The 14,350-nt window shown below is 42.8% G+C and carries 12 protein-coding genes; 8 read left to right on the top strand and 4 right to left on the bottom strand.

From position 1 onward, the window contains the following. Nucleotides 1–183: 183 nt before the first annotated feature. Nucleotides 184–504 carry an HU family DNA-binding protein gene (locus AOT82_RS13170; RefSeq protein ID WP_161808411.1) on the bottom strand — a complete coding sequence of 107 codons (321 nt, stop codon included), beginning with the start codon at nt 502–504 and terminating at the stop codon, nt 184–186. Between the two features lie 456 nt (nt 505–960). On the opposite strand from AOT82_RS13170, the gene AOT82_RS13165 reads away from it, so the two are divergent. The 8 genes from AOT82_RS13165 to fdx all read left to right on the top strand — a co-directional run bounded on the left by AOT82_RS13165 (nt 961) and on the right by fdx (nt 8,167). Further along, complete coding sequence (locus AOT82_RS13165) at nt 961–1,605, top strand: hypothetical protein (RefSeq protein ID WP_071003522.1); 645 nt, start codon at nt 961–963, stop codon at nt 1,603–1,605. Between the two features lie 469 nt (nt 1,606–2,074). Beyond that, the gene (locus AOT82_RS13160; RefSeq protein WP_071003521.1) at nt 2,075–2,584 is read left to right on the top strand and encodes an Rrf2 family transcriptional regulator; all 510 of its coding nucleotides are present in this window, start codon (nt 2,075–2,077) and stop codon (nt 2,582–2,584) included. Then, nucleotides 2,581–3,807 carry an IscS subfamily cysteine desulfurase gene (locus AOT82_RS13155; protein WP_071003520.1) on the top strand — a complete coding sequence of 409 codons (1,227 nt, stop codon included), beginning with the start codon at nt 2,581–2,583 and terminating at the stop codon, nt 3,805–3,807. The genes AOT82_RS13160 and AOT82_RS13155 overlap by 4 nt, the downstream gene beginning before the upstream one ends. A 169-nt stretch (nt 3,808–3,976) precedes the next feature. Beyond that, a complete protein-coding gene (gene iscU / locus AOT82_RS13150) occupies nt 3,977–4,387 on the top strand; it encodes a Fe-S cluster assembly scaffold IscU (RefSeq protein WP_058024183.1) in 411 nt (136 codons plus the stop codon). A 223-nt stretch (nt 4,388–4,610) separates the two neighbouring features. Then, entirely contained in the window at nt 4,611–4,931 is a 321-nt protein-coding gene (iscA, locus tag AOT82_RS13145; protein ID WP_071003519.1) for an iron-sulfur cluster assembly protein IscA, read from the top strand. 138 nt (nt 4,932–5,069) lie between these two features. Continuing rightward, entirely contained in the window at nt 5,070–5,651 is a 582-nt protein-coding gene (hscB, locus tag AOT82_RS13140) for a Fe-S protein assembly co-chaperone HscB (protein ID WP_071003518.1), read from the top strand. Between the two features lie 210 nt (nt 5,652–5,861). Then, nucleotides 5,862–7,742 carry a Fe-S protein assembly chaperone HscA gene (gene hscA, locus AOT82_RS13135; RefSeq protein ID WP_071003517.1) on the top strand — a complete coding sequence of 627 codons (1,881 nt, stop codon included), beginning with the start codon at nt 5,862–5,864 and terminating at the stop codon, nt 7,740–7,742. Nucleotides 7,743–7,828: 86 nt separating this feature from the next. Next, a complete protein-coding gene (fdx, locus tag AOT82_RS13130) occupies nt 7,829–8,167 on the top strand; it encodes an ISC system 2Fe-2S type ferredoxin (RefSeq protein ID WP_058024187.1) in 339 nt (112 codons plus the stop codon). 102 nt (nt 8,168–8,269) lie between these two features. Here fdx and AOT82_RS13125 read toward each other — a convergent pair whose 3' ends face one another. The 3 genes from AOT82_RS13125 to mfd all read right to left on the bottom strand — a co-directional run bounded on the left by AOT82_RS13125 (nt 8,270) and on the right by mfd (nt 14,338). After that, nucleotides 8,270–9,694 carry an adenylate/guanylate cyclase domain-containing protein gene (locus AOT82_RS13125; protein WP_071003516.1) on the bottom strand — a complete coding sequence of 475 codons (1,425 nt, stop codon included), beginning with the start codon at nt 9,692–9,694 and terminating at the stop codon, nt 8,270–8,272. Between the two features lie 334 nt (nt 9,695–10,028). Continuing rightward, a complete protein-coding gene (locus AOT82_RS13120) occupies nt 10,029–10,460 on the bottom strand; it encodes an HIT domain-containing protein (protein ID WP_071003515.1) in 432 nt (143 codons plus the stop codon). A 167-nt stretch (nt 10,461–10,627) separates the two neighbouring features. Then, on the bottom strand, nt 10,628–14,338 hold the full coding sequence (mfd, locus tag AOT82_RS13115; protein WP_071003514.1) for a transcription-repair coupling factor: 3,711 nt from the start codon (nt 14,336–14,338) through the stop codon (nt 10,628–10,630). Between the last annotated feature and the right edge of the window lie 12 nt (nt 14,339–14,350).

The raw sequence follows: 14,350 nt of genomic DNA, 5'->3' as shown, positions 1-14,350 counted from the left end.
CAATACCTTATTTAAACAACGCATCTATCGCGCGCCCTATGATACGTGATTTTTCGTATATACTCAAAATATTCACGTTGTATGAGATAAACTATAGCGACAAAAAAAGCACCTAATATTTAGGTGCTTTTTCAGTGCTTAGCTTATGACATCAGCCAAAGCGACCATCTACCATAGAGCGGCTTAGTTCAAACGCTCTTTTAGGTTTTTACCAGCTTTGAAGCTTGGTACTTTGCTTGCAGGGATGCTTAGCTCTTCACCAGTCTTAGGGTTACGGCCAGTACGTGCTTTGCGGTCTTTTACGCTAAAAGTACCGAAACCAACCAAAGAGATGCTATCGCCAGCTTCTAAAGCTTCGCCAACACTTTCCATAACAGCATTCAAAGCATCACCAGCTTGAGTCTTATTTAGACCACTTTTGTCTGCGATGCTATCAATTAATTCTGACTTATTCATAAAATTTCCTTCAAGTTTAAGGGGGTAATAAACGCTCACGCCAAGCATTGTAGCGCTCTCGTGGTACTTACGCAATAAAAACTACCTGACTGGCGTATTAACAGGTTTCGCTTTGTTATCGTCTTTATATCAAGGCAGCATAAGGAGTGCAAGCGATTTTACATCTTTTTGTGCCATCAACTACTTATTTGACACCCAATGTTACGCAAAACATCTGCAACCTATATACAGGCAAACTGTCCTCATTCAAACAATGAATCAACTTATTTGTTTACTCTTTAAAACAGTTGTCAGTTGGTGTCTGTGCATTACCAGTCATAAATTTTAATGTCTTTATCAACTGCTAGATTGTACTGTAATAATTTTACCACTGACAGAAACTAGCGTTACTTTTTATTATAAAGGCGTTACTATAAACAAAATACCACTGCAAATTTCGGGTAAAAATAAACTTAAGTTTATTACATAACTTTGATTTGCTAAATAAAAAAATGGATTATTTACATGAAGCGTTCTACGTTGTCTCACTCTCTTCTTAATATTATTCTGGTGTTCATCGAGTCGGCGCTGACACTATTGTTACGTTTGGATCCTGAACTACGTAAAGCCGCTTATCCACTTGCCAAGCAAGGTACGGTCGTAGCGTTGCGCTTATATTTGCCTCATGTTGAGGTTTTTGCCACCTTTAGTACCAAAGGTGTACTCTTGGATGCCGAGTTGCCTGTTGGTCGTAGCGAACCTGATGTCGTTATCAATGCTTATAGCATTCAAGTAATTAATGCCATCACCACTCACGATAGAGAGACGACCGAAAAATTACAGATGCGCGGTGAATCTGTTCAAGTACAGCTGGTCAAACAATTTATCATGCAGCTTGGTCTTGGTAGCCTGATTCAGGGTCTGATCAGAAAAATCAAAGGTGGTAAAGGTAAAACCAAGCCATCTGATGCTGAAATGGCGGAAAAGAAAGACCATTATAAAGAGCGTATCAAAGAACAGCAGGCCCAAATCAACACATTAACCATCAAGAACCGCGAACTTGAAACCACAGTTAAAGAGCTACAGAGTAAGCAAAAGACCTTTATGATTGTGACCGTAGTGGCATTGGTCGTCGCGGTAGTCTCGATCATAGCCCTCTTAATGAATTAATTGGTGCTAGATTTGGTTTTATTTAACGGTGCTACCAGTCATAGATAAGTGTGTGACATTTACCATAGGTGTTGCACGCTTAGTGACTATTCATATGGATCACAGTATATGAGTCACACCATATAACTATAATTTGTATTCAGCGCCCCTACATCTGTCGTTTATATATCACATCCCACCTGTTTTCCCATTTATCCCCCCTTTTTAACCACCATTGTTTTTATCAATCATAGCGATAAGCTCGATTAACCATTTAATCACACTTTAATCTTGACCAAATTACTCAGGATTAAGTATAATTGACTTAATCGTTGCACACATCGGGTTAACCATCTGTTGTTTAATAACGATAAGACACAACTTGAACGGATATGATTGACAGCTTTTATATTGATCTATTATTGACTGTATCTATCCCTTTCCAAGATCGTTATTAAATAAAAATGACCTAAAAGTTTGGAGATAACACATGCGTTTAACTACTCGAGGCAGATATGCCGTTACTGCTTTACTAGACTTGGCATTACAGACCAGTCAACAAGAGAGCGCAGTATCTCTATCTGATATCGCTAAACGGCAGTCAATTTCTATCTCCTACCTTGAACAGTTATTCTCCAAGCTACGCAAACGTGGCCTTGTGACCAGTATTCGCGGTGCAGCTGGTGGTTATAACCTAGCCAAGCCATTGAACGAGATAGATGTGATGAGCATCATATCTGCTGTCGATGAATCCGTTAATGCGATGCAGTGTGAAGGACGCGGCGACTGTCAAGGTGGTACAATGTGCCTGACCCATGACCTGTGGTGTGCACTATCAAATCATATTGAACAGTACTTGAAAAATATAACATTAGCGCAATTATTAGATATGGAAAATGTGCAGTCAGTATCAGAACGTCAGCACACCTCTACAAAAGATATTTCCATAAAAGACATCAATACTATTACTCTATCGAACAGCGAGGCAAACCCAGCATGAGCCAACATAACAACCTTATATACTTAGATTATGCCGCCACCACACCAGTTGCAAAATCAGTAGCGGCTAAGATGAGCGAATATCTGACAGTAGATGGCATCTTTGGTAATCCAGCCTCGCGCTCTCACGGCTATGGCTGGCAAGCAGAAGAAGCCGTAGAAACTGCTCGCGGACAAGTGGCTGAAGTCATCAACGCTGATCCACGCGAAATCGTCTTTACTTCTGGTGCAACTGAATCTGACAACCTAGCCATTAAAGGCGCAGCTCACTTTTATCAGTCTCGTGGTAAACACATCATCACCAGCAAAATTGAGCACAAAGCCGTGCTAGATACGTGCCGTGAGCTTGAGCAAGAAGGTTTTGAAATTACGTATCTTGAGCCGCAACCAAGCACAGGGCTTATCTTGCCAGAGCAAGTGAAAGAAGCGCTACGTGAGGATACAATTTTGGTATCACTGATGATGGTAAATAATGAGCTTGGTACGATTACTGATGTTACAGCGATTGGTGAAATCACTCGTGAAGCCGGTGTGGTTTTCCATGTTGATGGCGCACAGTCTGTTGGTAAAGTAAAAATCAATCTTGAAGAGATGAAGATCGATTTGATGAGCTTTTCAGGCCATAAAGCCTATGGTCCTAAAGGTATCGGTGCCTTATTTGTTCGCCGTAAGCCACGTATTCGCCTAAAAGCTGAGCAACACGGCGGTGGTCATGAGCGCGGTATGCGTTCAGGTACATTACCTACGCATCAGATCGTTGGTCTTGGCGCAGCATTTGCTCTAGCCAATGAGAGCTTTGAAGCAGATCATGCCCATGTTGCAAAATTGCGTCAAAAACTCTGGGATGGCCTACAAGATATCGAAGAGATCTATCTGAACGGCGATCTTGAGAACAGCGTACCAAACATTGTGAACATCAGCTTTAACTTTGTTGAAGGCGAGTCATTGATGATGTCGCTAAAAGACTTAGCGGTATCATCAGGGTCAGCCTGTACATCAGCGACGCTTGAGCCATCATATGTACTACGTGCTATCGGTCGCCCAGACGAATTGGCGCATAGCTCAATCCGCTTCAGCTTTGGTCGTTATACGACTGAAGAAGACATCGACACTGTTATCAAGCAACTGCATGAAGCTGTTGATAAACTACGTGCCCTATCGCCACTTTGGGATATGTACCAAGAAGGTGTTGATTTGAATTCAGTCGAATGGGCTGAGCATTAATATTAAGCGCCGTTAGCTAGTAATACATTTTATATATTTATTAAACGATTGATCAGACAATTAAAAATCCAGTTTTTATTAACTAAATGTTTGACCCCAATTATCGATGAGTAGTTAGATATTTAAAGTTAATATGCGACTACTCATCATCTAACTAGGAGAAAACCCCATGGCCTATAGTGACCAAGTTATTGATCATTACGAAAACCCACGCAACGTTGGTAATCTTGACAAAAACGCCAAAAACGTTGGTACCGGTATGGTCGGTGCCCCAGCCTGTGGCGATGTAATGCGTCTACAAATCCAAGTCGATGATAACGGTATTATCGAAGATGCACGCTTTAAAACTTATGGCTGCGGTTCAGCAATTGCTTCAAGCTCGCTCGTTACTGAGTGGCTAAAAGGCAAAAGCTTGGATCAAGCTGGCGAAATCAAAAACAACGATATCGCTAAAGAACTAGCGTTACCACCAGTAAAAGTGCATTGCTCTGTACTTGCAGAAGATGCCATTAAAGCCGCTATTAGCGACTATAAAGGTAAGCATGGCGTAGCAGCAGCGGCAGAAGAAGCCACTATCTAAGCCAAACCTACTAGCGTCTGCGCTGTGTTTTGTTAGCAATGCTAAAGTAGTAATACATCAGATGGTTACTAACGCTAAAAAGGTGACAATGACACTTATGTAATTGTCACCTTTTATTTTCTAAAAACTATTAGCATATTATTTTGGCAAACTCGTAACTTCGCTTGCCAGTTTACATAGTTTATTTATTGATATTTACGATTAATAGTCAATGGGAGTTGGCATGATTGAAATGACAGAACGCGCCGCTCAGCATGTTCAAGACTTTTTGGACAATCGCGGCAAAGGTGAAGGTATTCGAGTGGGTATCCGTACAGCGGGTTGCTCAGGCCTTGCTTATGTTTTAGAGTTTGTAGATATACCTGATGAAAATGACACGCGCTATGAAAGCCGCGGCGTTAGCATTTTTATTGATCCTAAAAGCTTGGTCTATTTAGATGGCCTGTTGATGGATTATGAAAAAGAAGGTCTAAACGAAGGTTTCAAGTTCACTAACCCTAACCAAAAAGGTGAATGTGGCTGCGGTGAGTCTTTTACTGTTTAATGGTTCAATCAACTGATTATTCAGTGATTGATGCACCCGTTGTGATGAATCAATACAAAAGATATAAATGCACTAATATATTTGGTAGAAGCACCAGATTAAGACTTTAAAAACAAATAAAAAAGCAAGGCGTAAGATATGACAGATACGATTCCAGAAACACAATTTGATAACTTCTTTGCCCTATTTGAGCAACCTGTACAATTTGAAGTCAATCAAGACAGTCTCGATCAGCATCTACGTCTGCTACAAAAACGCTATCATCCTGATAATGTTGCAAAGAATCTAGCAGATACTAAGCAAGCCAAGCAGCAATCAGAGCAGTATTCTGCCGTCATCAATCAAGCCTACCAAACATTGAGTGCACCTGATAGCCGTGCTGGTTACCTACTAGGTATGGCTGATCAAGCGCAAAATCTAGAACACTCCATCGCAGACTTGGATTTTTTAGAAGATGCGATGGAAATGCGTATGGATTTAGATGACGCTATTGTAGGCAAAGACCTTTTAGCCTTGCAGCAGCTACATCCTCAGATTACATCGCGCTTGGCAAACCAGTCTCAGCGTTTTGAGACTGCTTACCAAGAGCAAGATTGGCCAACGGCGATTGATGCGACACAGAAATTGAAGTTTTTGGTCAAATTGAATGCTGATGTTACAACGGGGCTTGATGACGTCGCCACTGCTGCACATTCAGATGACGATGACCTATACGTCTAGATAGCTGTGCATGATGTATCTTACTTGAAAGCTAGATTCTAAATATTTGGTTAAATTAGTATCAACTATACCGTATAATCTCTGATTTTGAGCATGCTTAACTGCCAAATTCCTCTATTTTGAGAATAAATAGATAGCGGTTAAGCAGTCATACTGAACATGCCATATTTGCCTCATTACACTTATTCATTTTATCTCTGAGTTATTCTTATGTCTTTAATGCAAATTGCCGAACCCAATCAAAGCGCTCAACCTCATCAACATCGTTTTGGCCTAGGTATTGACCTTGGTACGACACGCTCACTGGTCGCTGTAGTACGTTCAGGCAAGGCGCAAGTCTTAGAAGCAGGCGCAGCATCAGATACCTTGCTGCCTTCTGTGGTTTATTATCCAGCGACAGGTAATCCATCGGTCGGCTATGATGCCCTAGCGCATTTAGCAGACGATCCCAAAAATACGATCGTCTCGGCTAAGCGTTTTATGGGTCGCAGTCAAGCAGATATCAAATTCTCGCATCCTTATGAGTTGTCTGGTAGTACAGATGATATGCCAGCATTTGTCACGGCTCAAGGTGAAGTGTCACCTGTCGAAGTATCAGCGCGTATATTAGCCGCGCTTGAGCAACGTGCAGCGAGCGCACTGCCTGCAGACAGCATTGAGGGTGCCGTCATTACTGTGCCAGCTTATTTTGATGAGGCACAGCGCCAAGCCACTAAAGATGCTGCGCAAGCGGCTGGTATCAACGTACTTCGTCTATTGAATGAACCAACGGCGGCGGCGGTCGCTTATGGTCTTGACCAATCATCAGAAGACAACAATAAAGAAAATTACTATCTTATTTATGATTTGGGCGGCGGTACTTTTGATGTATCTATTCTGAAGTTGAATGATGGTGTCTTTGAAGTATTGGCAACTGGCGGTAATAGCGCACTGGGCGGCGATGATATTGATCGTCTGATTACCAACTGGATTATTAAACAGTTAAATATAGATCCAAAAGACGTAAGCCTGCATAACAAATCAGTACTCGCACAAGAAGCTAAAGCTTACAAGCAAGCGCTGACTGATGCTGAGCAATTGGATATCAATGTCACTGTCAACGGACAAACCTATCAAGGTGTATTGCGCCGTGAAGACATCCTTAATATCGTAGAGCCTGTTAGTCGTCGCACGTTAAGCGTATGTGAACAAGTCCTGCGTGATGCCAAGCTGACTGCCACAGATTTAGACGAAGTGATCTTAGTAGGCGGCTCAACGCGTATGCCTGCCATACAACAAGTCGTGACTGAATTTTTTGCCAAGCAGCCTCTTTGCCGTCTGAATCCAGATGAGGTTGTTGCCTTAGGCGCTGCTCAAACTGCTCACCAACTGGTGAATGGTGATAGTAACAACAATTTGTTGTTATTGGACGTAACGCCATTATCATTAGGTCTTGAGACCATGGGTGGTTTGGTTGAAGTACTCATCCCACGCAACACGCCTATCCCTGTCAAAAAACGTCAAGTGTTTACCACCTATCAAGATGGTCAAACAGGCATGGTGATACACGTCGTGCAAGGTGAGCGCGAAACAGTAGAAAACTGTCGCTCGCTTGGCCGCTTTGAGCTGTACGGTATTCCGCCAATGAAAGCTGGGTTTGCTCGTATCGAGGTCACCTTTAGCATCGATGCCAATGGTCAGCTGACTGTTAGTGCACAAGAAACCACGACCAAAACAGAAAGCAAGATCGAGATCGTGCCTTCTTATGGTTTGTCTGATGAGCAAAAAGAGCAGTTGCTTGTTGCCGGATTTAAACATGCAGAGGAAGATAAAAACGCACGCTCTTTAATCGAAACAAAAGTAGAAGCCGAGCGTGAAGTGTTGGCTCTAGAATCTGCACTCAATGAGTTTGCAGCACTGCTTTCTTCTGATGAGCAGCACACTTTAGCGGAGCATATACAAGCCCTGCGTTCTGCTCTTAGCACTAATGACTTGGCACTTATCGAAGCACAGCAAGCACAGCTTAAGCCGCATAGTGATGCCTTTGCTGCTCGCATTATGAACCAAAGCGTTCAAACCAGCATGGCAGGTACCAGCGCACAAGATTGGTAAAATCCATACTCAAAATGATAGCTTAGTTATGATACTAAGCTACTTTCTCTTATTTTTTAGATTGATTAGCATTGGACAAATAATTTATGCCAAAAGTTACCGTACTACCCCATCACGAAATCTGCCCAGAGGGCGCAGAAGTTGAGCTACAAGCTGGTCAGAATTTGTGCAAAGCGTTATTAGAAAAAGGCATCAAAATCGAGCATGCCTGTGAGATGTCAAAAGCTTGTACTACTTGTCACGTTGTCGTACGCAAAGGGTTCAATAGTCTAGATGAGATGGATGATGTAGAAGCTGATCTACTTGATCGTGCTTGGGGCTTAGAGCCTGACTCACGTCTGTCTTGTCAGGTCATGCTTGATGATGAAGATCTAACCATCGAGGTTCCAAAATACACATTGAATCATGCAAAAGAAAATCATTAATATGATCAGTACAAACTACTTATAAGTTACAAAAAAGCCAGCTATTAAAATATAATAGCTGGCTTTTTTTATACTCAATATTTCACGATATGACTTCCCAAATCATGACTTTTTGTTAGCACTATGACGTTTGCTTTCTTCAGCGATGCTCTGTGCCAATTTTTCTTCTTCTTGTTCGATACGCTCAAGCGCAAAGTTTAGACGACTCCTGATATCTTGATAGTCATTGTCTTTCATGTCTTTAAAATTTAGATGCAAGTTAAACCCTGGCAAGGTGTGATCTACCCATTTAGACAAATGACCTTTATTAGCATCAGGGTCAAGTACTTGCCATGCATTTACCTTGTCATCAAAGCCTTTTAGCTGAAGCGCTCCAACATGTTGACACTCATAGTTATGGCAAACATAATCATAAGTGCTTTCACTGACCAATATCTCATCTTTGCCAGCATTCGATTCGAGTCTTGACGCCAGATTAGCCTCTTTACCAATCAGTGTGTAACTAAGACGATTGTTGCTACCAAAATTGCCCACGTGGCAATAACCAGTTGTGATACCAATACGTATATATAACCCCTCAAACCCCATCAGCCGCCATTTTTGACGCAATGTGCGCATCTCGCGGCGCATATCTATCGCCATTGCCACGCAATCCAGAGCGTCTTGACGTGAGCCACGGCTATTAGGCTCACCGAAAAAGCACACCATGCCATCACCAATAAATTTATCAAGTACGGCACCATGTCTGTCAGCAATTAACGTCATGCAATGCATATAAGTGTTCAAAATATCAGCCACGTTGTCAGCACTCAGACTATCAGACAGATCGGTAAAGCCCACAATATCTGAAAACATAATAGTCAGCTTGGCACGTTTATTCGATACACTGACAGGGCTATCAGATCTAACAATTGGCTCCCAAATTTGCGGCGGTACAAAGCGAGTCAACTTATTGATGACCGACACCATGGTACTCAAACGTCCTCCGGCTTTAGAGGCACTTTCTTTATAACCAATATACTCTTGATACGTACTGCGAAACTGATACAAAATAACCATTATGCTTGCTAGCAATACGGTGGGAGGCACCCAACCTTCATTACAGTTCAATCCTTCGTTGTCTAGTATTGTACTGACATAATAAAAGACAATAGATGTCACCAATGCTACAGTAAATAATCTTAGACCGTTATCGACACCACTGACGATCATACGTACGCCGATTAAGGCTGCCAAACTGAGCGATATCACCGTACAAAACTGTATTGACCCAATAACGACCGCAAATAAAATAACGACCATATTAGACGTCCAAAGACTGGTTTGACGTCGATAGTTATAAATCAGAATCATCAGGCTAGGTAGTAGAACAACAACCAATAATGCCATTGAGGTAGGACGAAAATTGTAATGCGGGGCGAGTAATATGACAGTAAGAATTAAAACAAAAACTTCTGGATAGTCGAATTGACAGATTCCACTACCTTTTAACAATAGTTTTGGCTTTAACATCTCTATAAAAGGCATATTGAATTTCACTTAAATGAGATAAGCTATCAGAGAGATAAAGATATATAAGAACAACACACGCAAATTACCTATCTTAATGATAAATAATTACAAAAATATATTATACTTTCTAAATTAAATGAAACCTAGGTCAGTGGTAGCTAAAAAAATACCATTTATCATTTATCAAGATGACAAATCTTCTGGATAAATAACTGACAATGTTTGATTATTACAGAAAAAAGCCAGATATGACGAGTATCTGGCTTTTTTCTGTCGCAATAGTTTATGAGAGAGGCTTCATAAATAATGCTTTATAGATGAGGTAAAGCAATCCAAAGTTAAAAACGGATTACATCTGCCAATCAAAAGGCATTTGATGATGACCACGTAGCGCCATCATTAGCGTCTGCTGCATTTGTGCTAAGACTTCTTTGGTATAAGGGACCGCAGGAACTCCCCATATTGGATTTGGCCATTGCATATCATTTTGATAACGAACAATATGATGAAAATGAAGCTGCGGGACTTGATTACCAAGCGCGGCCACATTCATTTTATCTGCTTGAAAGGTTTTGGCTAGCTGACTCGATAACCAGCTTGACTCACGCAAGAACTGCGTTTGGTCTGCCTCAGACAATTCGTACAGCTCTTTGATACCCGATACGCGCGGTACTAATATCAGCCAAGGGAACTGGCAGTCATTGATCAAACGACAAGTAGATAATGGAAAATCACCCACTAAGAAACTATCAGCAGCAAGTTTATGATGAAGTTGGAACATAATGACGGTTCTCTTGTTGTTTAATGCAAATAAAAGTACGTAAAAATATCGAAGAAGAAGCAATCCGGTTATTTTATCAGTTATCCCTGCGATAAAATAGCACCATACACTATTGCATTTGTGTTGATTGTCTTAGAAACCCCGATGATGGCTCTCACTGATCGACTCTAGGCCGCTTCTGTCACCATATGCTCACTAAAATAACGTAGAAGATCTTGTATAACAGAGACTCGCTGTTGAGGCGTTGCCAGCTTCTCGCTATGTTGATAACGAATACCAGATGCCCCATTCATACGATAATGCTGCCCATCTGACTGAATCAGCTTAATAATCGCCAAAGCATCAACAGGGGTATCTGGTGCAAACTCCAACGTCATACTATTACTATTGGCATCAATTTTGTTAATCTTCAATGGTTCTGCTTGCAAGCGCAGTCCATGAATGGCAAAAAGCTGCTTGGTTTGGTCAGGTAGCGCGCCAAAGCGATCAATCATCTCTGTACGAATATCCGTCAACGCTTCTTTATCATTGGCGTTACTAATGCGTTTATAAAACAACAAACGCTGATGCACGTCATGTAGATAGTCTTCTGGAATAAGAGCAGAGCTATGCAAGTTAATCTCACTGGTTAGCGATAGTGGCGTATTCAAGTCAGGCTCTTTACCGGCCTTGATCGCCTTAGTTGCACGCTCCAGCATATCCATATATAAGCTAAAACCAATCGCCTGCATATTACCACTTTGCTGCTTACCCAGTATCTCACCTGCACCGCGAATCTCTAGATCTTCACTCGCCAGCATAAAACCTGCGCCCAGTGTATTGGCGCGTTCAATTGCATGTAGACGACGCCTGGCATCGCCTTTGAGACCTTTGAGAGAAGGCACCAATAGGTAACAATATGCCTGATGATGACTGCGACCTACCCGGCCTCGTAGCTGATGCAATTGCGCCAGACCAAACTTATCCGCACGCTCAATGATAATAGTATTGGCATTTGGCACATCAATACCTGTCTCAATAATAGTAGAGCACACCAACACGTTGAATTTTTTGTGATAAAACTGCTGCATGATTTGCTCAAGCTGACGCTCTTGCATTTGTCCATGAGCAACGCCCACTCGCGCTTCAGGTACCAGATCACGAATAGTTTCTGCCATACGCTCAATACTAGCCACATCATTGTGGAGCAGATAAACCTGCCCACCACGTAACAGCTCGCGCAAGATAGCTTCTTTCATCAAGGCATCTGTCTTTTGCATGACAAAGGTTTTAATAGCCAACCGGCGTGCAGGCGGTGTGGCAATGATTGACATATCACGCATGCCTGAGAGCGCCATATTAAGCGTTCTAGGGATGGGTGTTGCGGTCATAGACATACTGTCTACATCTGTCTGAATCGCCTTGATACGTTCCTTATGACGTACTCCAAAGCGGTGCTCCTCATCGACAATCATTAGCCCAAGGTTTGCAAACTTCACGTCAGGCTGCAATAGTTTATGAGTACCGATCACGATATCGACTTTGCCATCAGCCAAGTCCGTCAAGACCATGTCTTGATGTTTTTTGCCGCCAAAGCGTGACAAGCTCTCAATACGCACTGGCCAATCAGCAAATCGATCGCGGAAATTGTCTTCGTGCTGTCCTGCGAGCAATGTGGTGGGCACTAATACAGCCACTTGATAGCCAGCACTGACGGCAATAAAGGCCGCTCGCATCGCTACTTCTGTTTTACCAAAGCCAACATCACCGCAGATGAGGCGATCCATTGGCTGGTTTTGTCTCATGTCTTCCATAACCGCATGAATGGCATTGGCTTGGTCAGCGGTCTCTTCAAACGCAAACTGACTGGCAAACAGCTCGTATTGCGACGGATCTATTTTAAAATGAATACCAACTTTGGCCTCACGACGCGCTTGCATATTGAGCAGCTCTGCGGCGACATCGTGAATTTGCTCCAAGGCCTTTTGCTTGGCTCTATCCCATTTGCCACTGCCGATCTTATGTAATGGCGCTAACGCTGGATCGCCGCCACTATAGCGACTGATCATTTGTAGATTGGCGACTGGCACATAGATACTGGCATCATCGTCATATTTTAAATGAATGAACTCTTGCTCACCATCGCCCACATCTAGCGTGATTAGGCCGTTATAACGACCAATACCATGCTCGATATGAACGACTGGGCTGCCATCTGTTATCTCAGTGACGCTCTTAACCAAGAACTCCTCTGATACACCGCTTTGGCGACGACGACGCGTCTGCAAGACTTGACGACCAAATAGCTGCGTTTCACTAATCAATACCAAACGCTCAGGCACGTATACGCCGCGCTCAATCGGTGCCACAGTCAGACCGACATGTGGTAGTCTAGCGTTATTAATCATACTCGTTTTATCTGCTGCTAAAAACGCTTCAAAGCTATCATATGCTTTGATATCAATCTTACCCTTAAACAGCTCAATAAGAATTTCACGACGGCCAGCAGTCTCTGCAACAATTAGTACTGGCGTTGCTGTTTGTTGTTGAACGTTTAAAAAGTCGAGCAATGCCGTTAATGGCTCAGATTTCTGATGATTGACTGCAAGCTCTGGCGGTTCTTCGGCGCTTAATGTCACCAAGCCTTGCTGCTTAGTAGGCGTTAATGGCAGTTGCGGCTGAGATGAATCTTTACCTTCTTTTGATACAACGTCATTTGTCGTAGCCAGCTCATCACGAGCACTTAATATCACTCGTGGATATTGATTTAGTTGTTCATTAAGTGCGTTGGATAATAAGTATAAGAGCGCAGGTTCGACGATAGGCTTGTCAATATCATGGCGACGCTCTTCATAGCGGCGCTGGATTTGTGACCAATAATCTGCCTGCTTTTCGTTAATCAGTTCATCTGTGATAAACAACGCATCGCTTGGCAAATAAGAAAACAATGTACTTTCTTCTTGCCAATCTTTTAAGTCAAAAAATAGTGGCTGATAATACTCCAGTCCGCTACTCGCGATACCTGCCATTACATCTTTATGCAACTCAGACTTGCGGCTACTGGCATTAGGGAACATCGCCGCAAAATTCGTGCGAAATGTCTCTCGCCCTTCATCCAGCGGAAACTCCTTTGCTGGTAATATTTGGAACTGTTCGATAGGTTTAGAGATATCTGGCAATTTGTGCAGCAGCGACAGTGACTCTTTGCCCATGCTGGTATCATTGCCTGTCAACATCGCCTTGAGATCATCAGCGGTCAACGTGCGCTGGGTTTGCGGATGAAAAAAACGAATTGTCTCAATTTCATCGTCAAATAAGTCTAAACGCAGCGGAAAAGGCTGACCCATAGCAAAGATATCGATAATGCTGCCACGTACAGCGAACTCACCGGGCTCAAAGACATTATCAACCGCTCTATAACCCGCCTTTGCCAAAAGCCCACGTTGAGTATTGATATCAAAACGATCACCGACACTTAGATCAAAATGCTGCCCAATCAGCCAACTGGGCGGTGCGACGCGTTGCATCAATGTCTGTATTGAGATGAGTAGCACGCCTGATCTCGGCATATCCGTCAATAGGTTGATGCGTTCACTAACGATGTCTTGGTGCGGAGACAGCTCATCATATGTCAGTGTCTCCCAGTCAGGGAATACGTAAGCATCGACGCCGCAAAATGCCAGCTCGGTCTCTATCTGATTGAGTTGGTTTTGGTCACGGGCAACCACCACCTTCAATCGATCGGCAACATTCCAGTGAGGCGTTTGAGCCAAGCTTGCCAGCCATAAGCTACTGACCGCACCGTGGACAGGCGCAAGCCAACGCCGCTCGGCATTTTGGATGGGGAACAACTGCTGGTTAATGGGATCAAACGCGTCAGTCAAAGCAGTGATAGGCATAAAGAATAGGAT

The organism is Psychrobacter sp. AntiMn-1 (genome assembly GCF_001854065.1).
Taxonomy (GTDB): domain Bacteria; phylum Pseudomonadota; class Gammaproteobacteria; order Pseudomonadales; family Moraxellaceae; genus Psychrobacter; species Psychrobacter pacificensis.
The sequence above is the reverse complement of the archived record's forward strand: the minus strand, read 5'-3'. Positions and strand labels throughout refer to the sequence as shown.